This is a genomic window from Aurantimicrobium photophilum, assembly GCF_003194085.1.
Taxonomy (GTDB): Bacteria; Actinomycetota; Actinomycetes; order Actinomycetales; family Microbacteriaceae; genus Aurantimicrobium; species Aurantimicrobium photophilum.
On the sequence record NZ_CP023994.1, the window covers coordinates 1661774 to 1683476 of the forward strand.

Sequence of the window (21703 nt, forward strand, 5' to 3'; positions counted from 1 at the left end):
AAGCCCCGAGAATCCTCTCGGGGCTTTCCTGTTGGGATGTGCAATAGAGGTTTAGTCCTCGAAAGCGTCGTAGCGAACGATCTCAGCAAGCTCGTGACGAACACGAGGTGCCTTCTCGCGCTCAGCAAGAGGCTCGGGGAGCTCATCTGCTGGAGCAAGTTTGCCCACTGCGATAGCAACGAAAGCTTCGAAGCCAGCAGGAAGGTTGAATGCTTCCTTGAGTGCGTTGACGTCGGTTCCTGCAACCTGGTGAACATAGAGTCCATCGGTCTGTGCCTGAACGGAGAAGTGAGCTACAGACTGACCGAGGTCATACAGTGCGTAGTGGTTGGGAGTGCCATCAGCACCTGCGGTCTGAGCAGTTGCGATAACAATCGCAGAAGCGTTAGGCATCCACGCAGTGTTCCAGCCAGCAAGGGTGGGAACAATCTTGTTGAAGGTCTCGTCGCCGCGGAAACCCACGATGAAGCGCCAAGGCTGGCTGTTGTTTGCCGAAGGCGACCAGCGAGCTGCCTCAAATGCAGGGGTGAGGTCTGCAGGAGTCAGGGTTGCGGTGGTGTCGAACGAGCGTGGGCTCCAGCGAGCAGCCAGAACAGGGTTGATAGGAGTGCTGGTGTGAGCGTTACGTGACATGTTCATCCTTGTGTTTGGTGAGGTAAAACTGTGGTGTTCCATACAAGAGCACGGGCATCCGTTAGAGATAACCGGATGCCCGTGGAGTTATTCCCCAATTCTGCAACATTTATTGACCTATTTCAGGTACACAAATGAACTTGGAAATTATCGGTTACCTTTAGCCCTGTTATGTGTCTTACACAACAACTCACAATTCTCCGCTGACGTTGCCCCGCCCTTGCTCCATGCCGAAACATGGTCGGCATCCATTTCTTCGAGCTTCCAGATCTTGGCCTTGTTGGCATCGTGGCCAAGAGCGCAGTGGGAGCAATTAGATCGCTCTGCTGCTTGAGCTTCTTTGGTTTGCACCGCATAGGTCGACTTCTTTGTCGCATCATCAAAGACACGAACCTCGAGCAGTTTCGTCTCAGTTGAACCGCCGAGCACAAATTCCCAGATTCCCTTACGGTTCTTCACATATGAGTCCCCATAGAGCGAGCGCACCTGTTCTGACACCTTCGCTGGGTTATAGGCAGTGGCGTGATACTGCTCATAAAGGCGACCCCACTCCAGGCCACGCATTTCAGATTCAACATCACTGAACACCGACGAGACCCAGTCAATGACGGAAGTGAAGTAGGCCTTCACTTCCGTAATGTCCTTGTCATTACGGTGCTGACTCATATAGCCGCCAATGTTGGCTTTGCCCTTGCTCACCCACTCCAGAGCACGTTCCCAGAAGTCCTGACGAATGGCAGAGCCAGAGACATATGCACTCCACTTCATGATGTTGGAGTTCTGACTGTTACTGAACTCTGCCTTTCCGGCGGTCACAAAAGGTCCTGAATAGACAGCGTTGAGAAGCTCTTGATCGTTGAGAGGAACACCAACCGTGTTAATGGTCTTGAACCATTCTTTGATTTCACTCTCGGTGCCTTCACACTCATAGACAAGAATCTCTGACTTCAGAATGATCTCTTGCTTGTCCTGGGGTAGGCCGGAGAAGTACTGCTCCATGCCACGTTCATCTTTGATCGCAAACTTGCCCGTGATGAAACGACCGAAGCTGGTGATGCGCTGCTGGCCGTCAAGCACCTCGAGGTTGTCCTCGTGGACCTTGTTGAAGTAAATGAGACCCAGAGGGTAACCCTTGAGGAGTGACTCAATAACGGCAACATCTCTCTTCCCATCGGCATAGATGTAGTTGCGCTGATACTCAGGCTGAATAGTCAAACGTCCAGCGAGACCAAAGAGTCCTTTGCCTTCTAGCTCGTTATAGACGAAGCCTTCTGAGAGTTCTTTAACGGTGTAGTGGTTGAGAGCGGTTTTCACTTGGTCACCTGCTTGTGTTTGATGAAGATTCGTTGATAAGCAGATTGAATTACATGGCCTTCAGAGTTGACAAAGTAATTCTTTTTGCCGTCGTTTCCAACAAGATTTGCGTTTTCGTTCGTCTTCCCTCCAGAAGAACCAGTTGGCTTACCGTCCTGTCGCATTTCCCAGTAAGAGTCGTACTTTTTGGTGTCTGGAACTAATTCGTGGCAGCCCCTTTGAGTAGCGCCCAAAATCTCAAACTGGTCTGGGTTGTACTTACTCAAGAAACTGATGGGGACGCCCATGACTCCCGAATAATTACTGGGGATGGCGTCAGTTCGCGGAACTTCTATCGCGTCGTAATTGTCGTACCTTGAGTAGCCATCTGAACCTATGGCGTTGTTGTATTTGATGTTGTCTTGTTCAGTCATTAGTGAAAGTGGTTCGTGACGACGCCCATGGTCGAGCGTCGTGAACCAACATGCATTCCCTAGCCTTGTGTATTCCCCTATGTAACCGAGCTTTTCCGCTTTCAACTTGTCACTGTCGGATACTTCATATCCCTCAGGGACCCGGAACACCAAGTCACTTCCGTTTGCAGTTACTCCTAACCACATCTTGTTGCTCATAATCAGAGGGAAGACTTCTTTGTATGTGATGGCATTCATATTGCCGATAATCACAAAGTCTTTATCTGCCTCTACAAGCCAAACGAGGAACTCCCGGAAGAGCGAGAACGGTGGGTTTGTCACAATGATGTCGGCTTCATCACGCAGCTTCGTAATCTCTTCGCTGCGGAAATCTCCGCCTCCTTCGAGATAGGACCACTCGAGGTCATCCACGTTGATGACATTGTCGCCGGTCTTGTCGTGGGTGAGGGTGAAGATCTTTCCCTTGGTCTGAGTCTTCTCTGGGTCGTAGCCGGGGCTTTCCATTTCAAACAGTGTGGGCTGGTAAGGAATTGCGTCTGGCTTGCTGTCTGGTGCATAGCTCGTGCTGATGAGCTTCTTGAGACCTAGTGCCTCAAAGTTCTGAGCAAAGTACTTGGTGAAGTTACTCCACTCGGGGTCATCGCAGGGCAAGAGAACTGTCTTGTCCCTGAACACATCTGGGTTGTATTCCAGATAGGCGTTCATCTCTTTCTGGATGTCACTGAACTGCGTATAGAACTCATCGTTCTTTGCCTTCTTGGCATTGCCCAGGTTCTCGTTGGCCACCGCATCCCCCTGATGCCGCGATCGGCGTCGCGGCTAGGGGTTAAAAGTAGCGTTAAAACCTCAGGCTTTTAAACTCTGGTTAATGGTGCGTGATGCCGGAACGCTTGAGGCATGGATTCACTTGCGTCAGCGGCAGCACAAATACTGGGATCACGTCTGCGTGAACGCCGTGAGAGCTTGGATTTGAGCCAAGAGGATGTGGCGCACATGTCCGCAATGCACGTGTCGAACTACGGCAAAATTGAGCGCGGGAAAGCCAATCCGAATCTTCACACCTTGCTGAGAATTGCCAGTGTTCTAGAGATTGATCCAGGTGTCTTGATTGCTGGCCTCAGCGGTGACATGGTGACAAAGAGACCACACAAGTTGACAGCTGCTGAGCTCATCAAAGCGCGGCAAGGTTAACGTCCTTCTCAACACCCTGCTTTTCTGAAGTTTCGCTAAATGACCGTGGCTGGGGTTATATTGTTACCAGGACCAAGCCACCCCTTATGGGTGAGGGAGGCCCTAGCCGCCCCCGGGTCAAACCGGGGGCCTTTTTATGCCTGGAGTGAAACGATTGCCTTCGGCTCTCCAAATCGAGCACTAGTGACCCTTGCCAACAGCGCTTCCTCATACAGGTCCCATGAATTCTGTGGAACTATCTGTTGGACTTTCTCTGTACCAGGATGAATCCGTCTGTATGCCGCATAGGCGGCAAAATCAGCCATCTGGATGAAATAACTCGCACGAGAATCTCTGGCGACTGGATCCTCAACCAAATTTTTGAAAGGTCGCGCAATTAGACCTGAACCTGTTTGCGACCCAGCAGTTAGCCGTCTTCTGGACCAACGCGCGAGTTTCCGGATTGACTCATCTTCTCCTTGATCATGGATGAGCTGAACTGTCGAAGCGCCCAAAGCATCACTTGTGCGTTCAAGGCGCTGAAAAAGCCGGATCCAGGTTTCATCAAACAGTTTGCTTCCTGTGAGACCTCCGTTTTTTGTTGCAACAACTGCGAACACGTGTAGGTAAGGATTATCAGCAACAAATTTCACATGACTCCTGAAGATAAGGTGTCGTTCTGCAGGGGAAAGATTCAATTCTTTGAGTGAACCCGTTCCACGAAGCACAAAATTTGCCTTCAGTTCCGCCCTCATTGGAATTCTAAATTTGGCCTTTAGCCTTCTTCTAAATTCAACATATTCATCTAGAACTCCACCCCAGTGAGCGCTATTTATAACGACACAACCCAACGTGTACGTAGTCGAAGATTTCTGTTGACCATAACCGGTATCCCCAGATTCATCGACATATGAAAGTAGGTGGCCCGGATCTAGGTTTCTCATGATGTGAATATAGGTCCAGCTAGTGACATTTCCCCGAGCTTCACACTAGAGAGAAGGTTCTACCTACCCCCCACCATCATTTCTAGGACGAAACCCCCAGCTTTTGCTGGGGGTTTCGTCCTAGTGCTTCTCACACGAGAATGCTCTCGGTTGCGCGCGCTAAGTTACTCGTCTTCCATGAGCTCGGCTTCAATAAAGGGATCTTCATCCCCTGCATCAAAGACGGGGTGAGCCCGGTCGGCAGACACGGTCAAGCTGTCGCCTGAGAGATCCACCAGAACAGTGTCGCCGTCACGGATAGCACCACCCAGGATGGCCGTTGCTAAACGGTCATCAATCTCGTGCTGCATCAGGCGGCGAAGTGGGCGTGCTCCATAAATGGGGTCATAACCACGTTCTGCCAGCCACGTGCGAGCACTGGGTGTGACGGCCAGTTCAAGACGACGCTCACCAAGACGCTTCTGCAAGCGGTCGATGTAGAGCTCCACAATCTGACCGAGATCTTCTTGGCTCAGTGCCGAGAAGACCACGATGTCATCTAGACGGTTGACGAACTCAGGCTTGAATGCCTGACGCACCGTCTCGTTGACAGCACGTTCTTTCTCTTCCCAGCTGAGTTCTGGATCAACCAAGAACTGTGAACCGAGGTTCGAGGTGAGAATCAGGATTACGTTGCGGAAGTCGACGGTGCGACCCTGGCCATCGGTCAGGCGACCGTCGTCCAAGACCTGCAGCAGAACATCAAACACCTCTGGGTGTGCCTTCTCGACTTCGTCGAGGAGGACAACCGAGTAGGGGCGTCGACGAACAGCTTCGGTGAGCTGACCACCAGCTTCATATCCGACATATCCGGGAGGAGCGCCCACCAGACGCGAGACGGAGAACTTCTCCCCGTATTCGCTCATGTCGATACGAATCATGGCCTTCTCGTCGTCGAAGAGATACTCCGCCAACGCCTTGGCGAGCTCCGTCTTTCCCACACCCGTGGGGCCGAGGAACAAGAAGGATCCCGTTGGGCGGTCTGGGTCAGAGATGCCTGCACGTGAGCGACGAACAGACTCCGACACTGCCTGCACAGCCTTTTTCTGGCCAATCAGGCGCTTGCCAATTTCGTTCTCGAGGGTGAGAAGCTTTTCTGTTTCACCCTTGGTCAAGCGGTCAACAGGAATACCTGTCCATGCCGCAATGACCGAGGCGATGTCGTCACTGGTGACCTGCTCATTGACCATGCGCTCAGAATCTGTCTGCTCAGCTGATTCTGCAGCAGCAAGCTGACGCTCGAGCTCAGGAATCTCTGCATAGAGCAAACGGCTTGCCTGCTCCAGCTGACCTTCACGCTGAGCACGCTCAGCCTGAATGCGGGCAGCATCCAGCTTGGTCTTGAGTTCACCAACGCGGTTGAGCGCATTGCGCTCGAGTTCCCAACGCTTCTCGAGGTCGTCAAGACGACCCTGGCGCTCTGCCATGTCTTCACGCAGCTTGGCCAGACGTTCCTTCGAGGCGTCGTCCTTTTCTTTCTTCAGAGCGAGCTCTTCCAACTTGAGGCGATCAACGCTGCGGCGCAGTTCATCAATCTCGACCGGGGCCGAGTCGATCTCCATACGCAAACGGCTGGCAGCTTCGTCGATGAGGTCAATGGCCTTATCAGGAAGCTGACGGCTGGTGATGTAACGGTTGGAGAGTGCTGCGGCAGCAACGAGTGCGTTGTCTGCGATGGCCACCTTATGATGGGCTTCGTAACGTTCCTTGAGTCCACGAAGAATAGCCACAGTGTCTTCGACACTGGGCTCTCCGACGAACACTTGCTGGAAGCGACGCTCGAGCGCGGCATCCTTCTCAATGAACTCGCGGTACTCATCCAGAGTGGTGGCACCGATCAGGCGCAGTTCACCACGAGCAAGCATGGGCTTGAGCATGTTGGCTGCTGCCACGGAGCCTTCGCCTCCACCAGCACCCATCAGGGTGTGGAGTTCGTCGATGAAGGTAATGATCTGACCGTCTGAGTCATTGATTTCTTTGAGAACCGCCTTGAGGCGTTCTTCAAATTCGCCTCGATACTTTGCACCTGCAATGAGGGCTGAGATGTCGAGGGAGACAAGCTGCTTGTTCTTGAGGCTGTCGGCGACGTCACCGGCGACAATGCGCTGGGCGAGTCCTTCCACGACAGCAGTCTTTCCCACGCCTGGTTCACCGATCAGCACGGGGTTGTTCTTGGTACGACGAGTAAGCACTTGGCTGACTCGACGGATCTCCGCATCGCGACCGATGACGGGGTCGAGCTTGCCGCTCTTTGCAATTTCGGTGAGGTTGACACCGTAAAGCTCGAGCGCGCTCTTGTTTTCTTCTTGCGGCTCTTGTTGCATGTTCTTTCTAACTCCTAGTGTGGATTTCACCGCTCAACAAAGTTGAGTGGTGATGGCTCAAGTTTACTCTTTTGCCCAGTAAATCTCTAGGGCTGAAGCTGAAAGAAGCCTGAGAACTAGCCCTTCGTGGAGCAGGTGACGGTGAACTTCGGCGTGCGCTTCACCTCACGCGTTTCCCCCACGAGATCCTTCAAAACAGGCTTGTATCCGAGGTGACTGTTCGCAACAACCCAGAGTTCGCCACCTGGCTTGAGCACACGGCCAGCCTCAGCAAACAATCTCACGCTGGTGTCGGAGTGAACCGCAGCACCCGAGTGGAAGGGAGGGTTGAAGAGAATGAGATCAGCAGAAGCATCTGCCTGCGAAGAGAGTCCGTCGTCCCGCACAACATCAACCCTGCCGCCCAGACCGTTTGCCTCCAGCGTTGCTGTAGCGGACGCGACGGCAACAGAAGACTGGTCGGTTGCAACAACGGTTGCGTTGGGGCGAAGCCTGGCAATAGCAACCGCGAGCAAACCAGAACCACAACCGAAGTCGATGATTTTCTTGGCATCTGCTGAGGTCTGATCGAGAACGGCCAGCAGTTCACGGGTACCAATGTCCAAGTTGATGCCGGCAAAGACACCACCATAGGCACACACAGTGGTGTCAATCACGTCATAGCGCTTGGACTTGGGCCACCCACTAAGTGACTCAAGAGCAACTTCGCTGTTGGGTTCTTTGACGCGCAGTACTCGGCTCTTTTGAACAGCCAGGCTGGCCACAACCATGCCGAAGTACTTCTTGAGGACATCGTTCATGCCGAGAGTCATGTGCTTGAGTCGACCACCGGCAAACACCTGCACGTTCGGTGCTGCATAGGCAGCAACGAGTGCAGCCCACTGATCGAGCTGGTCCAAAGACCTGGGCAAACGCATGGCCACGATGCGCGCATCGCGGACCAGTTCAGCATCAAAGGCGTGATGGGTGAATCCAGTGATGGAGAGTTCTTTGGCGTTGTTTTCCAATGCAAGTTCACCCGAACGTGCATCTTGGTGCACGCGGACAGAGCTAAATCCCAACTCCTTGAGAGCAGCCAACGTGATGGCTCCATAGTTGTCGCCGATCACAACGAGTCCGGCCTGCAGCAAGGTGGGGTCTGCCTTGACCTCGTGTTCGAGCTCAGATAAAAGCAGACGATCTGCTGCGTCACTTGCAAGAAGCTCAGGTGACTCAAGATCAGGCCAACGCCTGAGGGACTCAAAAGGAAAAGTGCTCATCCTTTGAGACTAGGCGGACTTACCTACCTGCTTGTACAACTTAGAAATCACGAACCAGGAACCGTCCACGTGGAGCAGGCTCAAATAGTCCTGCATGACGCCACCGAACATTTCGAGCTGAACTTTTGCGAGAGCAATTTCCGCTGAAATCTGGTCAATCAGAAGGACCTCATCACGACGAGCATTGCCTGAGTCCTGAGGAGAAGTACGAGCTTCCATTTGTTCTCGATAAAAATCGCGAGGGCGAATCACAATCTCGTCGTTTTCGGACGAGTAAAGGTTGCTGTCTTTGTGGAAGACCTTGTCGAACAGGGACATGTCTTGGGTGTGCATGAGCTCGAAGTAGTCATCAAGCAGGGTTTGGATACCAGCGTCAGTCATGCTTCCCAGCCTACGTGCAATGTGAAACTAGGCGCGATCCTCAAGTTCACGTTTCATGAGGAACTGAACGTCACGATCAAGATGATCAATTGTGCCTGATAGCGATTCGAAGCGGACTCCCATTTCCTGGCGCAGAGAATCAATTTTCCCGTCAAGGACACTTATTGAAGCTCGAATAGTTCTATTCAATGAGCTAACTAGAAAACCTGCCATCCCCAGCAAGGTACTGGCAAATATTCCAATTACTGCCCATGTTTGGGACTCGTTCAATATGATCACCTTTCAATCAGCTTCGTATTGAGGCGACTTTGTCACAACCAAGTTTGAGCACTCACATCAAGTAAAAAGATGTGGGAAAACTAGATTTTGAAGAGACTAAGGGGGACTAGTTCACTGGATGTTCAGGTGAACCAAAGTTCCTATAGTTTGAACGGCGCAGCTCGAAACGTAATTCCTCGACCTGGCAGCGAAGCGCAACGAGTTCAGATCTAATTTCTGATTCTGCAGGCTTAGCTACAAAGAGTGACTTTGAGTCAGCGCTGAGTTTCCCCACCGTAAAGGCAACAATCGAAAAAACTACTGCAGCGAAAACTACGATTGCGATCCAGTATGCCGTTTCAGTGTCCATGAACTCAGCTTATTAGTCACGCCCAAAGGGGCGCCAGACCACAACATCGGTGCGGCGGCGAGCACGGGTTCCTGCTCGGAGGCTCTCCACGTCTCCCGCAGTTCCTGCGGCGAAGACGCGTCGGCCAGGTTGGTTCAGAAGTGCGTCTGCCAAGGCAGCTTCGAGCTCACGAACCCGAGCACGCAGTGCGTCGTTTTGGTTCTCTAAATCAAGAACGCGGCGAATGCCTTCAAGGGACAGGCCCTCCGCGCTCAGCCTGGCTACTTCACGAAGCTGAGCGACGTTGCGCATGGAATAGCGGCGAGATTGACCCGCAGTTCGGCCTGGTTGAACCAGGCCGATGCGGTCATACTGTCGCAGAGTTTGCGGGTGCATTCCAGCAAGCTCTGCAGCCATAGAGATAGTAAAGATGGGCTGGTTCTCGTCCATTCTTTATTCCTCTCTTTATGGCCAGTTGTTAGCGCTTAGCTTCTGACAGCAAGTCTGCGCGAGGGTTCTCGGTTGGTGCAACTGCTGAGAACTGCTCGAGTGCTTCACGAGCTGCGTCGTCGAGGTGGGAAGGGACAGCAATCTGGATGACGGCAAGCAAGTCACCGGTTCCCTTTGCTGTCTTGATTCCGCGACCCTTCACGCGCAGAGAACGTCCACTCGGAGTGCCGGGGGCAACCTTAAGCTTCACGGTCTCGCCGTCAGGGGTGGGAACTTCGATAGTGGCACCGAGTGCTGCTTCAACGAAGGTCACGGGAACGTTGACCTTGATGTTCAAACCATCACGATCAAAGACAGGGTGCTTCTTCACCTTCACGGTGAGCACGATGTCTCCCGCTTCGCCACCATCGGGGCTGGGGTAACCCTTGCCACGCAGACGAATCTTCTGAGCGTCTGCAACACCAGCTGGAATCTTCACCTTGACGGTGCGCCCCTCGCTGGTGGTCAGACTCATGGTGTCGCCATGGAACGCTTCGAAGAAGTCAATGGTGACGGAAGAGACAAGGTCTTGTCCCTTTTGAGGTCCGCCGTAGCCACGGAAGCCGCCGGAGGACTGACCAAATCGGCCACCTCCTCCAAACATGCCCCCGAGAATGTCCTCGAACCCGCCACCTTGGAAGTTGAATTGCTGTCCACCACCACGACCGAACCCGCTGAAGGCGTCATCGAAACCACCCTGGGGTCCGCCCGCACTGAAGCGTGCCCCGGAACCCATGGCGCGGATCTGGTCATACTCTGCCCGCTGCTCCTTGTCGGAGAGCACGGAGTAAGCCTCAGAGATTTCCTTGAACTTGGCTTCCGCCTTGGCATTGCCCTGGTTGGAGTCCGGGTGGAATTCGCGAGCAAGCTTGCGATAGACCTTCTTCAGTTCTGCTTCCGAAGCGTCCTTGGAGACGCCGAGGACTTTATAAAAGTCTTTATCGAACCAATCTTGACTGGCCATATGCGCCTCCTTTCTTATGTGTTGTTTCGGAAAATTTAGTCTGCAGGAACAGCGACGACAACCTTAGCCGCGCGAACCTGTGTGAGGCCGAGCATGTAGCCGGTCTCAACAACATCCAGCACTGTCTCTGCAGTTGCACCGGGTGTGGGCTGCTGCAGAATTGCTTCGTGCTGGTTGGGGTCAAAGACATCGCCTGCTGCACCATAGGCAACAAGACCGAGTCGCTCGGTCACACCGCGAAGCTTGCCAGCGATGGCTGCCAGGGCGGAGCCCTCAGTCAGATCGCCGTGCTTCTCGGCGCGATCGATGTCATCAAGAACGGGAAGAAGAATCTTCACCGTGTCACTGATGATGCGTTCGCGTTCGATTTCACGGTTAGCTTCAGTGCGCTTGCGGTAGTTGGCGTATTCAGCGGTGACGCGCTGCAAGTCAGCAAGACGCTCTGCTGCCAGATCACTTTCTGCCTCTTCGAGGAAAGAAAGGTCGGCATCTGTCAGAGAGGTCTCAACATCAGCATCTTCTAAAGAGATGCCTTCAGCGTTGTCGTATCCAGGATCTTCAACAAAACCGGCGTTCTCGCCAGCTGCGTTGGAATCCCCTGCGGAGGAGCCCCCGTTCAGGGGCTCCTCTACTGGGTTCGAATTCTGGTCAGACATTCTTACTTAGCGTCTTTCTCAGACGATCCGTCAGCCTCGTCGTCTTCGACAACTTCAGCATCAACAACGTCATCATCCGAAGCGGCTTCGCCTTCGGCAGCGCTTTCAGCGCCACCCTCAGCCTGGCCAGCTGAATAGATTGCTTCGCCGAGCTTGCCCTGGCTTTCCATGAGCTTGTCATAAGCAGTCTTTACTGCTGCGTCATCCTCACCTGCGAGAGCAGTCTTGAGTTCGTCAACATCGCCCTGTACCTCGTTCTTGACGTCCTCGGGGAGCTTGTCTTCGTTCTCCTTGATGAGCTTCTCGATGGAGTAAGCAAGCTGCTCAGCACCGTTGCGGGTCTCTGCAGACTCGCGACGTGCCTTGTCTTCTGCTGCGTGCTCTTCAGCTTCACGAACCATGCGCTCGATGTCTTCCTTGGGAAGAGAAGAGCCACCGGTGATCGTCATCGACTGCTCCTTACCGGTGCCCTTGTCCTTAGCGGACACGTGCACGATACCGTTGGCGTCGATGTCGAAGGTGACCTCAACCTGAGGAACACCGCGAGGTGCTGGTGCGATACCGCTGAGCTCGAAGTTACCCAGTGACTTGTTGTCACGAGTGAATTCACGCTCTCCCTGGAATACCTGGATAGATACCGAGGGCTGGTTGTCATCAGCAGTGGTGAAGGTCTCCGAACGCTTGGTGGGGATCGCAGTGTTGCGCTCGATGAGCTTGGTCATCATGCCACCCTTGGTCTCGATACCGAGGCTCAATGGGGTGACGTCGATGAGCAGAACATCCTTACGCTCGCCACGAAGAACACCAGCCTGAAGTGCAGCACCAACGGCAACTACTTCATCAGGGTTTACTGTCTTGTTGGGTTCCTTGCCACCGGTGAGCTTCTTGACCAGTTCTGCCACAGCAGGCATACGGGTCGATCCACCAACGAGGACAACGTGAGCAATGTCGCTGACCTTGACGCCGGCTTCCTTGATGACATCCTCGAATGGCTTCTTGGTGCGAGCAATGAGGTCTTCTGTCATCGACTCGAACTGTGCACGGGTGAGGGTCTCATCGAGGTTGGCTGGGCCGTTCTCGGTCAGAGAGAGGTAAGGCAGCTGAATGCTGGTGCTCATGGAGGAGCTGAGCTCCTTCTTTGCCTGCTCTGCAGCTTCCTTCAGACGCTGCAGAGCGATCTTGTCCTTGGACACGTCAACACCGGTGGTCTCCTTGAACTTCTTGATCAAGTGCTCCACGATGCGCTGATCCCAGTCGTCACCACCGAGGCGGTTGTCACCGGAGGTTGCACGAACCTGGATGGTTGAGAAGTCGTCATCCTTGCCCACTTCGAGCAGGGAAACGTCGAACGTTCCACCGCCGAGGTCGAATACGAGGATGAGCTCGTCTTCCTTACCCTTGTCGAGACCGTAAGCCAGAGCAGCTGCGGTGGGCTCGTTGATAATACGCAGAACGTTCAGACCTGCGATCTCACCGGCATCCTTGGTTGCCTGACGCTCAGCGTCGTTGAAGTAAGCAGGAACGGTGATGACGGCGTCGGTGACGGTGTCACCGAGGTAGGTCTCAGCGTCGCGCTTGAGCTTGCCTAGAATACGAGCGGAAACTTCCTGAGGGGTGTACTTCTTGTCGTCAATCGCAACGGTCCAGTCGGTACCGATGTGACGCTTGACCGACGCAATGGTGCGGTCAACGTTGGTCACAGCCTGACGCTTTGCAGGCTCTCCAACGAGTACTTCGCCATCCTTGGTGAAGGCAACTACCGAGGGGGTAGTGCGGAAACCTTCAGCGTTGGCGATAACGGTGGGCTCGCCACCTTCGAGTACGGCAACGACCGAGTTGGTCGTTCCGAGGTCAATGCCTACTGCACGTGACATGTGTTTTTCTCCTTGTTTCTCCCCGGCTTGTGGCCGGAAGTCCAGTGTTTATATGAAGTCTGTTCAAGACTTGAGTCTCGATGTATCAAGTTTGCCACTGGAACAACATGGAGTCAAGCGTTCACAGCAAATCTTGAGCTTTCTCGACTCAACTTTGGATTCACGGGATGTTTATCCCTAGTTCTTCCCTGTAACAGCGCGGGCAAGATACCCTGAACACATGTCAAGCACCGGCGCTGTTGAAGTAAAAGTCCCACGCAAACAAGTCATCTCATGGGCTCTCTGGGACTGGGGAACTTCCGCCTTCAGTGTGCTCATCACGACATTTGTCTTTGCTCGCTACATCGTCTCGAGCTACTTCATCGATCCCAAGATTGTTGCTGCTTACGAAGCTGCCGGTGGAGAGGGGCAAGCCACCGGCACTGCTCTGACCAACTTCCAAGCTGCCGAGGCCAACCTCACCAGTTGGGTTGGTTGGGCCCTGGCTATTGGTGGCGTGGCGGTTGCCGTGATTGCACCCGTCGTCGGTCAGCGCACCGACGCTGGCGGTAAGCGTAAGTTGTGGCTGGGGATCAACACCGGCATCGTGATTGCTGCTACAGCTGCCATGTTCTTTGTTGAAGGAACGCCCCAGTTCTTTGCCCTTGGAATTGTGCTGCTCACCATAGGCAATGTGTTCTACGAAATGGCGAATGTGAATTACAACGCCATGCTGCTTCAGGTCTCCACACCCAAGAACATGGGACGCATCTCAGGCTTTGGGTGGGGCATGGGTTACTTTGGTGGCATCGTTGTGCTCTTGATTGCACTTGTCGGATTCATCCTGGGCGATCCCCCCTACTGGTTTGGTGTGACGACCGACGGCGGAATGAATATCCGTGTGGTGGCCGTCTTTGGCGCCCTCTGGGCTCTGGCGTTCTCTTTGCCCGTCCTACTCAATGTTCCCGAGAACATTGCCACCCACCCAGGTAAAAAGGCTGGCATCATCGAGTCTTACAAAATCTTGTTCCGCAAAATTGCAGACCTGTACAAGAACTCTCGCCCCACCTTCTACTTCCTCCTGGCTAGTGCCGTCTTCCGTGACGGTCTCGCAGCAGTCTTTGCCTTCGGTGGCATCTTGGCTGGAACAGTGTTTGGGCTCAGTTTCACCGAGGTCATTCTCTTCGCCATTGGCGGCAACCTCGTTGCCGGTATTGGTGTGCTGTTCTCGGGCTGGATCGATGACAAGATCGGCTCCAAGCGCGTTATTGTCATCGCGCTTATCGGATTGGTCCTCACCGGTATCGGCCTGTTTATTTTCCACGATGGTGGCGCAACTGCCTTCTGGATAGGCGGCCTCATGCTCACCTTCTTCGTCGGCCCCGCTCAAGCATCTGCTCGAGCTTTTCTTGGACACCTTGCTCCCGAAGGTGAAGAGGGTGAGATCTTTGGTCTCTATGCCACTACTGGTCGAGCCGTGAGCTTCCTCGCACCCACACTCTTTGCGATTTTCGTCAGCGCCTTCGGAGCTACCTACTTCGGCATCCTTGGAATCGTGATTGTCCTGCTGGCAGGTTTGCTGTTGATGATTCCCCTGCGCGCAAAGTTCATTCGCTAAGAACGAGGAAACGGCGCCCACTGGTATTGAGGAATGCCGTAGTCGATTTCTGCGCCCAGTTCTGTCGCCGCGCGCAGAGCGAAGTGTGGGTCGCGCAGAGTCTCTTTACCGATCAACACGGCATCAGCACGTCCTGACTCCACAATTTCATTCGCCTGCTGAGCTGTGGTGATCATGCCCACAGCTGCCACGGGCAGGTGTGCATGTTCTTTCACGTAGTGAGCCATCGGAACTTGGTAGCCAGGTCCCGTTGAAATTTTCGCCTCGGCGATCAGGCCGCCGGTTGAAATGTCTACAGCATCCACACCGAGGTCTTTGACCCAGTCTGTGACAATGCTGGTTTCTTCTTCGTTCCAGCCACCCTCAACCCAGTCGGTTGCCGAGAAGCGAACAAACAACACGGGTTCTTCGCCAATCTCTGCACGCACTGCTCGAACAATGTCGAGCAGCAGACGTGCACGGTTCTTGAGGGGTCCGCCGAAGTCATCGCTGCGCTCGTTTGTCAGAGGTGAAAGGAATTCGTGGATCAGGTAGCCATGGGCTGCGTGAATCTCCAGAACCTTGAACCCTGCTTCCACAGCCCGTCGAGCTGAAGCAGCAAAGTCCGCCACAACTTGACCAATCTGTTCTTCACTCATGGCGTGCGCTTGGGCATAGCCCGTGAACGCGTTTGCTGAAGGTCCCAGCGTCTGCCAACCACCTTCCTCGACAGGCACGGTTCCATCGATTCCGTCATAGCCCCAGCCTGGGTAGGTCGAAGCTTTGCGTCCTGCGTGCGCGAGCTGAATGCCGGGGGCAACACCCTGTGCTGACATGAATGCGGTGATGGGCTTGAAAGCAGCAACCTGTTCGTCGTTCCAGATGCCTAAGTCGTGGAAAGAGATGCGCCCTTCAGGGTTCACTGCAGTTGCTTCCACAATGATGAGTCCTGCTCCACCGAGTGCCATGGCACCATAGTGCGCGGTGTGGAAGGAGGTAGGGATACCGTCTTTGCCCAGGGCGCTATACATACACATCGGTGGCACCCACACCCGGTTACGGATGGTGAGGTTACGAACGGTGAAGGGTGTGAAGAGCGCAGGTTGGGTCATAACTCCACGCTACTCTCTAAGCCAGTTGAAACTTCTTGCCATCCACTTCAACGTCGATGCGAAGGGTTCCACCCATGGCCTCCACATATTTGCGCAACGTATCAACCTGAGACTTCTCTATGTCACCGTGTTCAATTCGAGAGATGCGGTTCTGGCTAACGTGTAACTGTTGTGCAAGTTCAACCTGAGTTATCTGAAGTTCTTTGCGGAGTTCCTTGAGACGGTATGCACGCGCTTCCGCCATCATGCGCTTCTTATGCGCTTCAACCTGAGCAGGGTCAGAGGGGTACTCAGCAAATAGTTGCTCTGGACTCAACATCACTGTGCCTGCTTTCTTTTCTCTACATGTTCCGTATATAGCTGGTCAGCTTTCCGAATGCTGGTTCGGTACCACTTTGACCATGTTCCCGACTTGTCACCTGCGACCAACATGATTGCTTTTCGGTCTGGATCAAAAACAAACAAGATTCTAAGTTCACTCCGGCCAGATGACCCTGGTCGAAGTTCTTTCATGTTCTTATGTGCTGATCCGTTGACAGAATCAACAAGCGGGCGGCCTAGCTGTGGACCTTCGGACTCAAGTAGCTCAATTGCTGCCTGAACCTGTGCCCTTGAGTTGATATCCAGCCTGGAGAACCAGATCTTGATCAACTCAACGTCAACTTCCCACGTCACCATAATACAACCTTCAAGTTATATAACTCAAGAGGTGTATATGTTCACCTCGGAAATGAACTCTGGCAGAACAAACAGATCCCCAACTCGAAGAGTTGGGGATCTGTTGACATCTCGAATTGCACCGAACTGTGCAGAACTTGTTACCCGTGAAGCCAGGTAAAGATCAGCAACATCGTCACGATAAAGCCAGCAAAGAAGTTAATCCCTAAGAACTTCTTCCAGCCGCGGTTGGCTTGCTCACATTCCGCGTCGCTGAGGTTCCTAAATGGCCACACCATCAGGATGTAAGGAACGGCGGTCGCTGCAGCAACCCAGTAGGGCCAGGTGGGTTCTGTAAAGAATGCCCCGGAAAGAATCAGCAATCCGGCGAGCGCGTAGCAAGCAAGAGCAAAGCGAGAAGTGTTCGCAGCGCCAATGACGGTGGCAATAGAGGAAAGTTCTCCCTCCCTGTCTGCCTGAATGTCCTGAACCGCGCCGAAGGCATGTGAGGCCATTCCCCAGAGGAAGAACGCGTTCAGGATCAGCCACAGGTCAGGGGTGAAGGTAGCGCCAGCCAAGATCACACCATAAACGGCAGGGCTCACGAAGTGGGTGCTGCTGGTGAAGGAGTCCAGGAAGGGAATCTCTTTAAAGCGCAGGCCCTTCATCGAGTAAGCCACAACTGCGAACATGCTCACGGCCAGAACGATATTCGCATCCAGGTTACCTACCGCAATGAGATAGATCAGGAACGGGACGTTGGTAATGACCACAGCCCACAGCGTGACCTTGTGGAGACTGCGGTCCAGCACAGCACCCTCAACACCGCCCTTGCGGGGGTTACGCATATCTGACTCGTAGTCGAAGACATCATTGATGCCATACATCGCCAGGTTGTAAGGGATGAGGAAGAAGATGGTGCCCAGAATGAAGGTGAGATCAACCTGGCGTGTGGTCATCAAGTAGGCAGCCGCGAACGGAAATGCGGTGTTGATCCAGGACAGGGGCCTGGAGGAAACGAAGAGTTGCTTCAGTGTGTTCATCTCTTCTTCCATGTTCCCAACAGAATCCACAACACCGGCAAGATGATGACGGCGGCGAGGGTGTAACCAAAGTCTTCCAGAGGTGCGAGCCCAATGTAGCTACCCAGAAGTGTGCTGGGGTCATATGCCACCAGACCCACTCCAATAATGACGTTGTCAAAGATGGCGGTGGTAATCATCATGATGACCAGCGTTATGCCAAACGTCCACCACACAGGGGCAGTGAACTTCACTCCTCGCCTGCTGCTCACCACGATGGCAATCACAGCAAACCACACGGCGAGGCCGAGGAAGACAGAGTTCAGGACAGAGTAGGTCACTTCGTCACAGCCTTGCTCTTACTGACGCCTCGACTGACCGCGACAAACACGTTCATGGTCATGTAACACAGCAGGGTGAGGAAGAACACTTCTTCCACGGGAAGCTCAGGGGCAAGCAGGATCCCCGTCATCCACTGACCCTCACCGCGGAAAAAAACACCGGCATCAATACCGGTGAGATCCCAGATCAGGAAGAACACGATTCCCGTGGTCAACACCAGGGTTGCCCTGCGGGCATCCTGCCAAAAGAACAGCGTGAAACGTCTATCCAACATCACCATGCCGGTGAGAGACACCAGCAGTGCTGCGAGATAGAGAAAGTTCATCTGACTTAAGCGGTCTTGTCGACCGTGGGAAAGAGAGGCTCGGGCAGTGGCTCGGTGGTGGTGTCACCACGAAGGCGCTTGACCAAGATCTCGGCAGAGATCAAACACATGGGCAGACCGATGCCGGGGATGGTGGTGCCGCCGGTGTAGTACAGGTCTTCCACCTTCTTGGAGATGTTGCCCGAGCGGAAAAATGCACTCTGCGAAAGGATGTGGCTGGGGCCGAGGGCTCCACCTTTCCAAGAGTTGAGGTCGTTGGCGAAGTCTGCAGGGCCGACCGTGCGACGAACAGTGATGCGCTTGGCCAAGTCAGGAACTCCAGTCCAGACAGCAATCTGGTCAATGGCGTTGTTAGCGATTGCTTCAACTTGCTTGCTTCCCTTGCCATCAATGCCACCCTGACCGATTGTCACATCGGCAGGAATGGGGACCAAGATGAACAAGTTGGTGTCACCCTTGGGCGCAACAGAAGCATCCGTTGCACTCGGCTTGCACACATAAATGTTGGCTGGAGAGGGAACCGAAGTCTCTTCACCAAAAATCTTCTTGAAGTCTTCGTCCCAATCGTTCGTGAAGAACAAAGTGTGGTGCTCAAGCTCAGGAACTTCTCCCTTGACGCCCAAGTAGACCAGGACAGCACTGGGGCCTGAGACCTTCTTCTCCCAGTAGCTTTCGCCATAGGTCTGTAATGATTCGGGAAGAAGCTCGGTCTCGGTGAAGTGAAGGTCCGCTGCAGAGACCACGATGTCTGCAGCCAGAGTGGTTCCTGTCTTGGACTTGCCCTTGGTGTATTCAACACCGGCTGCTTTCGCTTTGGTCTTGTGCCCAGCAGGGTTCACCACGGTGAGGATCTTGGAGACGTTGGCCTCAGGAATGAGGTTTACTCCCTCTGCAACGGCAATGTCTCGGATGCTTTCAATCACGCGATTGAAGCCACCCTGGGCATAAAGCACACCATCTTCCAGGTCGAGATAGCTCATCAAGTGATACATCGACGGCGTGATGAAGGGGCTAGAACCTAGGAATACGGCGGGGTATCCCAGGATCTGTTGCAGACGGGGATCACTCACGTGGCGTGAGGCGAACTTGTGCAGTGACTCTTGGAGAAGCTTGGCCAGCTTGGGTGTGCGACGCAGAACGTCGGCGCGCATGAGCGGGCCATACTTTTCAAAGCTGGTGTAGAGGAAGCGCTTCTTCGCCATCTCGTACGTGTCTTTGGCGGAGTCCAGGTAACGCTCCATCGCGGGGCGTGAGCCAGGCTCCAACTTTTCAAAGAGCTCGAGGTTGTCTTCACGGTTGTCTAGAACATCAACAGGAGTTGCTGGGTAGACACCATCTTCTTCGAACAGAACGCGGTAACCGGGGTTGAGCTTGGCTAGCTTGAGCTGCTCATCACTTGAGGTGCCCATGAGCTTATAGAAGTGGTCAAAGACTTCAGGCATGAGATACCAAGAAGGGCCAGTGTCGAAACGGAAGCCGTCCTTCTCCCAGCTGCCTGCACGACCGCCCACCTCTTTGTGCTTTTCCAGCAGGGTGACCTGATATCCATCGCGAGCAAGCAGTGCTGCTGAAGCGAGGCCGGCGATACCGCCACCAATAATGACTACGGACTTGGTCATGAGACTCTTCCCATCAATGCTGCAAGTGCGAGGCGGACCTTGACGAGTGTCGGGACGCTCACGCGGGTGTGTTTGAGTTCAGCTGCAGGAGTGCGCGCAATCCTGCGGTTGAGTTCAGCAAAAAGATTTTGAGCCAGCGCCACTGCCTTTCGGCTACTGGCAGGAAGCAAAGGAACAATGACACCCGAGACAGCTAGGTCAGCGTCGATGTCCTCAACAAGGCGTTGCTTGTCAGCTTCGGTGAAGGTGGCGATATTGATGCCGGGGAAGTAACTGCGGCCCAAGGCGTCCACATCAGCGCTGAGGTCGCGTAGGAAGTTCACCTTCTGGAATGCGGCACCAAGCTTGCGAGCTCCGGTGACAAAAGTGTCGTTCTGTTCTGGAGTGAGATCCATGCCAACCAGGAATGCCTTCAGGCACATCAGACCGACAACCTCAGCAGAGCCATAGACGTACTCGTCGAAACTCTGAGGTGTGTGGGTCACACGAGTGATGTCAGTGCGCATGGATTTAAAGAACGGACGAGTCAGATCGGGTTCAATTCCTGTCCTGCGCGCGGTCAAGGCAAAAGCATGCACCACCAGATTGGTGCTGTAGCCGCGATTCATCGCGGCTACGGTTTCTTCTTCGAGTTCATCGAGGAGACGTCGGATTTCTTTTTCGCTCACACCGGCATAAGCGGCAACGCCATCGACGATTTCATCGGCGAGACGAACCAGACCATAGATGTTCTCCACGTCCTGACGAACGCCAGCACCCAGCAGGCGTGCTGCCATGCCGAAGGAGGTCGAGTACTCGCGAATGATCATGCTCGCGGTTTGCTCCGCAACGCGGTCATAGAGCGCACTTTGTCTCGTGGGCTGTTCGCTCACGGGCACAGAGGCATCTTGAACGAGCTTGTCGTTACTCATCGCACGCGCTCCACGACCGCAGTGACGAGTGGGGTGAGTTGTTCGATGAGTTGCTGAGGAATGCCCGCCCCGTGCAACGCAGCGACAGCCTCATCGGCGTAGTCCGAGGCAAGACGCTGCGTGAACTTCTTGGCACCGGTGCGTTCGAGAACCTCACGCACGGTTGCAGCGTCTTCGGCAGAAAGTTCACTATCTCCCACGAGCTGTGAAATGGAGCTCCACTCAGAGGTCTGTGAGGCGAAGGCAATCAAAGCCGTGCGCTTACCTTCACGAAGATCACCCAGAGTGGTCTTACCGGTGGATGCTTCGTTGCCAAAGACACCGAGTAAGTCATCCACTATTTGATACGCAATACCAATGTTGCGACCAAACTCGCCCAGTGCAGCGATGACGTCGTGGGTTGCACCAGCCAGCAGTGCACCTGCTTGCAGCGGTGCTTCGAACGAATACACCGCCGTTTTGAGTCGTTCCATGTGAACAATCTCTTCGATGCTGGGCATTCCTGAATACAACGAGAAGTCCACGTCAATGAGCTCACCGGCAGCAGAGTCAAAGACCGCGCGGTCCAGCAGCTCAACAAGAGCGTCACGAACCTCAGGGTTTGCACTCGCGCGCTCCATCAGTCGGAAAGAACCTGTCAACGCCAAGTCGCCGGCAATCACCGCTACAGACATACCTCGATGTTCAGCTGTCGGAAGAGACAGACCTGCGGTTTGTGCCACGTCTCGATAGCTGCCGGATACGTTGGGAATACCGCGGCGAACAAAGTCACGGTCCACGACATCGTCGTGAACAATCAGGGCGGTGTGAAGAAGCTCAAAGGAGGCACCCACATGGGCAGCAGAGCGAAGATCCGAACCACCCAGTGCTGTGTAGGCGGTCATCACCATTTGTGGGCGGAAACGCTTGCCGCCGGCCGTGTTGGAGCGGAGGGTTTTCCAGAGCGCTTCATACGCTGGAGCGAGTGTGGCAGCCCGTTGAGTGGATAGGCTAAAGAAGCGCTCAAGTACCTCTTCGACGAGCGCGAGATGGCGCGTCATTTCGGCTTCTTGGCTGGGAATGCTCACCTCTC

The 21703-nt window shown here is 54.1% G+C and carries 23 protein-coding genes; 2 read left to right on the forward strand and 21 right to left on the reverse strand.

The annotated features are described in order from the left end of the window. Window positions 1–51 precede the first annotated feature (51 nt). From AURMO_RS08355 to AURMO_RS08365, 3 genes are all read right to left on the reverse strand, one after another. A complete protein-coding gene (locus tag AURMO_RS08355; RefSeq protein WP_239406829.1) occupies window positions 52–633 on the reverse strand; it encodes a nitroreductase family protein in 582 nt (193 codons plus the stop codon). A 147-nt stretch (window positions 634–780) separates the two neighbouring features. Beyond that, a complete protein-coding gene (locus AURMO_RS08360) occupies window positions 781–1947 on the reverse strand; it encodes an HNH endonuclease family protein (RefSeq protein WP_110234722.1) in 1167 nt (388 codons plus the stop codon). Further along, window positions 1944–3146 (reverse strand): adenine-specific methyltransferase EcoRI family protein, encoded by a 1203-nt coding sequence (locus AURMO_RS08365; protein ID WP_110234723.1) that lies wholly within the window; start codon window positions 3144–3146, stop codon window positions 1944–1946. The genes AURMO_RS08360 and AURMO_RS08365 overlap by 4 nt, the downstream gene beginning before the upstream one ends. 111 nt (window positions 3147–3257) lie before the next feature. Here AURMO_RS08365 and AURMO_RS08370 point away from each other — a divergent pair, with 111 nt between their 5' ends. Further along, window positions 3258–3551 (forward strand): helix-turn-helix domain-containing protein, encoded by a 294-nt coding sequence (locus AURMO_RS08370; RefSeq protein WP_110234724.1) that lies wholly within the window; start codon window positions 3258–3260, stop codon window positions 3549–3551. Between the two features lie 134 nt (window positions 3552–3685). On the opposite strand, the gene AURMO_RS08375 is transcribed toward AURMO_RS08370, so the two are convergent. From AURMO_RS08375 to dnaK, 9 genes are all read right to left on the reverse strand, one after another. After that, window positions 3686–4474, reverse strand: coding sequence for a DUF3800 domain-containing protein (locus AURMO_RS08375; RefSeq protein ID WP_110234725.1), 789 nt, complete (start codon window positions 4472–4474; stop codon window positions 3686–3688). Window positions 4475–4638: 164 nt separating this feature from the next. Then, window positions 4639–6837, reverse strand: coding sequence for an ATP-dependent Clp protease ATP-binding subunit (locus AURMO_RS08380; RefSeq protein WP_110234726.1), 2199 nt, complete (start codon window positions 6835–6837; stop codon window positions 4639–4641). Window positions 6838–6953: 116 nt separating this feature from the next. Further along, window positions 6954–8096 carry a class I SAM-dependent methyltransferase gene (locus AURMO_RS08385; protein ID WP_110234727.1) on the reverse strand — a complete coding sequence of 381 codons (1143 nt, stop codon included), beginning with the start codon at window positions 8094–8096 and terminating at the stop codon, window positions 6954–6956. A gap of 9 nt (window positions 8097–8105) precedes the next feature. Beyond that, a complete protein-coding gene (locus AURMO_RS08390; RefSeq protein ID WP_110234728.1) occupies window positions 8106–8477 on the reverse strand; it encodes a nuclear transport factor 2 family protein in 372 nt (123 codons plus the stop codon). Window positions 8478–8862: 385 nt separating this feature from the next. Beyond that, window positions 8863–9105 carry a hypothetical protein gene (locus AURMO_RS08400; protein WP_110234730.1) on the reverse strand — a complete coding sequence of 81 codons (243 nt, stop codon included), beginning with the start codon at window positions 9103–9105 and terminating at the stop codon, window positions 8863–8865. A gap of 12 nt (window positions 9106–9117) precedes the next feature. Then, on the reverse strand, window positions 9118–9534 hold the full coding sequence (locus AURMO_RS08405) for a heat shock protein transcriptional repressor HspR (protein ID WP_110234731.1): 417 nt from the start codon (window positions 9532–9534) through the stop codon (window positions 9118–9120). A gap of 28 nt (window positions 9535–9562) precedes the next feature. Next, the gene (locus AURMO_RS08410; RefSeq protein ID WP_110234732.1) at window positions 9563–10537 is read right to left on the reverse strand and encodes a DnaJ C-terminal domain-containing protein; all 975 of its coding nucleotides are present in this window, start codon (window positions 10535–10537) and stop codon (window positions 9563–9565) included. A gap of 35 nt (window positions 10538–10572) precedes the next feature. Further along, window positions 10573–11193 (reverse strand): nucleotide exchange factor GrpE, encoded by a 621-nt coding sequence (locus AURMO_RS08415; RefSeq protein WP_110234733.1) that lies wholly within the window; start codon window positions 11191–11193, stop codon window positions 10573–10575. 2 nt (window positions 11194–11195) lie between these two features. Further along, window positions 11196–13067 (reverse strand): molecular chaperone DnaK, encoded by a 1872-nt coding sequence (gene dnaK, locus AURMO_RS08420; RefSeq protein ID WP_110234734.1) that lies wholly within the window; start codon window positions 13065–13067, stop codon window positions 11196–11198. Window positions 13068–13287: 220 nt separating this feature from the next. On the opposite strand from dnaK, the gene AURMO_RS08425 reads away from it, so the two are divergent. After that, window positions 13288–14664: an MFS transporter gene (locus AURMO_RS08425; protein WP_110234735.1), complete on the forward strand. Its 1377-nt coding sequence runs from the start codon at window positions 13288–13290 to the stop codon at window positions 14662–14664. Here the strand turns inward: AURMO_RS08425 and AURMO_RS08430 are convergent. The 9 genes from AURMO_RS08430 to AURMO_RS08470 form a co-directional block, all read right to left on the reverse strand. After that, window positions 14661–15755, reverse strand: a complete 1095-nt coding sequence (locus AURMO_RS08430) for an NADH:flavin oxidoreductase/NADH oxidase (protein WP_110234736.1) — start codon at window positions 15753–15755, stop codon at window positions 14661–14663. The two genes, AURMO_RS08425 and AURMO_RS08430, sit on opposite strands and share 4 nt — an antisense overlap. 16 nt (window positions 15756–15771) lie before the next feature. Beyond that, a complete protein-coding gene (locus AURMO_RS08435) occupies window positions 15772–16074 on the reverse strand; it encodes a helix-turn-helix domain-containing protein (RefSeq protein WP_110234737.1) in 303 nt (100 codons plus the stop codon). Then, on the reverse strand, window positions 16074–16433 hold the full coding sequence (locus tag AURMO_RS08440; RefSeq protein WP_110234738.1) for a type II toxin-antitoxin system RelE/ParE family toxin: 360 nt from the start codon (window positions 16431–16433) through the stop codon (window positions 16074–16076). The genes AURMO_RS08435 and AURMO_RS08440 overlap by 1 nt, the downstream gene beginning before the upstream one ends. A 140-nt stretch (window positions 16434–16573) precedes the next feature. Beyond that, complete coding sequence (locus AURMO_RS08445; RefSeq protein WP_239406830.1) at window positions 16574–17455, reverse strand: prenyltransferase; 882 nt, start codon at window positions 17453–17455, stop codon at window positions 16574–16576. Further along, window positions 17452–17775: a lycopene cyclase domain-containing protein gene (locus tag AURMO_RS08450; protein WP_110234740.1), complete on the reverse strand. Its 324-nt coding sequence runs from the start codon at window positions 17773–17775 to the stop codon at window positions 17452–17454. The genes AURMO_RS08445 and AURMO_RS08450 overlap by 4 nt, the downstream gene beginning before the upstream one ends. Next, window positions 17772–18101 (reverse strand): lycopene cyclase domain-containing protein, encoded by a 330-nt coding sequence (locus tag AURMO_RS08455; RefSeq protein WP_110234741.1) that lies wholly within the window; start codon window positions 18099–18101, stop codon window positions 17772–17774. The genes AURMO_RS08450 and AURMO_RS08455 overlap by 4 nt, the downstream gene beginning before the upstream one ends. Window positions 18102–18106: 5 nt before the next feature. Further along, window positions 18107–19720, reverse strand: a complete 1614-nt coding sequence (gene crtI, locus AURMO_RS08460; protein ID WP_110234742.1) for a phytoene desaturase family protein — start codon at window positions 19718–19720, stop codon at window positions 18107–18109. Next, window positions 19717–20631: a phytoene/squalene synthase family protein gene (locus AURMO_RS08465; RefSeq protein WP_110234743.1), complete on the reverse strand. Its 915-nt coding sequence runs from the start codon at window positions 20629–20631 to the stop codon at window positions 19717–19719. Before AURMO_RS08465 ends, crtI begins: the two co-directional genes overlap by 4 nt. Next, window positions 20628–21698: a polyprenyl synthetase family protein gene (locus tag AURMO_RS08470; RefSeq protein ID WP_239406831.1), complete on the reverse strand. Its 1071-nt coding sequence runs from the start codon at window positions 21696–21698 to the stop codon at window positions 20628–20630. Before AURMO_RS08470 ends, AURMO_RS08465 begins: the two co-directional genes overlap by 4 nt. Between the last annotated feature and the right edge of the window lie 5 nt (window positions 21699–21703).

Excerpts from the sequence above, each read along its gene's own strand:
- AURMO_RS08465 (WP_110234743.1), bottom strand. The coding sequence starts at position 20,631 with ATGAGTAACGACAAGCTCGTTCAAGATGCCTCTGTGCCCGTGAGCGAA.
- AURMO_RS08445 (WP_239406830.1), bottom strand. The coding sequence starts at position 17,455 with ATGAACACACTGAAGCAACTCTTCGTTTCCTCCAGGCCCCTGTCCTGG.
- AURMO_RS08425 (WP_110234735.1), top strand. The coding sequence starts at position 13,288 with ATGTCAAGCACCGGCGCTGTTGAAGTAAAAGTCCCACGCAAACAAGTC.
- crtI (WP_110234742.1), bottom strand. The coding sequence starts at position 19,720 with ATGACCAAGTCCGTAGTCATTATTGGTGGCGGTATCGCCGGCCTCGCT.
- AURMO_RS08415 (WP_110234733.1), bottom strand. The coding sequence starts at position 11,193 with ATGTCTGACCAGAATTCGAACCCAGTAGAGGAGCCCCTGAACGGGGGC.
- AURMO_RS08375 (WP_110234725.1), bottom strand. The coding sequence starts at position 4,474 with ATGAGAAACCTAGATCCGGGCCACCTACTTTCATATGTCGATGAATCT.
- AURMO_RS08430 (WP_110234736.1), bottom strand. The coding sequence starts at position 15,755 with ATGACCCAACCTGCGCTCTTCACACCCTTCACCGTTCGTAACCTCACC.
- AURMO_RS08455 (WP_110234741.1), bottom strand. The coding sequence starts at position 18,101 with ATGAACTTTCTCTATCTCGCAGCACTGCTGGTGTCTCTCACCGGCATG.
- AURMO_RS08370 (WP_110234724.1), top strand. The coding sequence starts at position 3,258 with ATGGATTCACTTGCGTCAGCGGCAGCACAAATACTGGGATCACGTCTG.
- AURMO_RS08440 (WP_110234738.1), bottom strand. The coding sequence starts at position 16,433 with ATGGTGACGTGGGAAGTTGACGTTGAGTTGATCAAGATCTGGTTCTCC.
- AURMO_RS08355 (WP_239406829.1), bottom strand. The coding sequence starts at position 633 with ATGTCACGTAACGCTCACACCAGCACTCCTATCAACCCTGTTCTGGCT.
- AURMO_RS08385 (WP_110234727.1), bottom strand. The coding sequence starts at position 8,096 with ATGAGCACTTTTCCTTTTGAGTCCCTCAGGCGTTGGCCTGATCTTGAG.
- AURMO_RS08380 (WP_110234726.1), bottom strand. The coding sequence starts at position 6,837 with ATGCAACAAGAGCCGCAAGAAGAAAACAAGAGCGCGCTCGAGCTTTAC.
- AURMO_RS08400 (WP_110234730.1), bottom strand. The coding sequence starts at position 9,105 with ATGGACACTGAAACGGCATACTGGATCGCAATCGTAGTTTTCGCTGCA.
- AURMO_RS08410 (WP_110234732.1), bottom strand. The coding sequence starts at position 10,537 with ATGGCCAGTCAAGATTGGTTCGATAAAGACTTTTATAAAGTCCTCGGC.
- dnaK (WP_110234734.1), bottom strand. The coding sequence starts at position 13,067 with ATGTCACGTGCAGTAGGCATTGACCTCGGAACGACCAACTCGGTCGTT.
- AURMO_RS08435 (WP_110234737.1), bottom strand. The coding sequence starts at position 16,074 with ATGTTGAGTCCAGAGCAACTATTTGCTGAGTACCCCTCTGACCCTGCT.
- AURMO_RS08405 (WP_110234731.1), bottom strand. The coding sequence starts at position 9,534 with ATGGACGAGAACCAGCCCATCTTTACTATCTCTATGGCTGCAGAGCTT.
- AURMO_RS08390 (WP_110234728.1), bottom strand. The coding sequence starts at position 8,477 with ATGACTGACGCTGGTATCCAAACCCTGCTTGATGACTACTTCGAGCTC.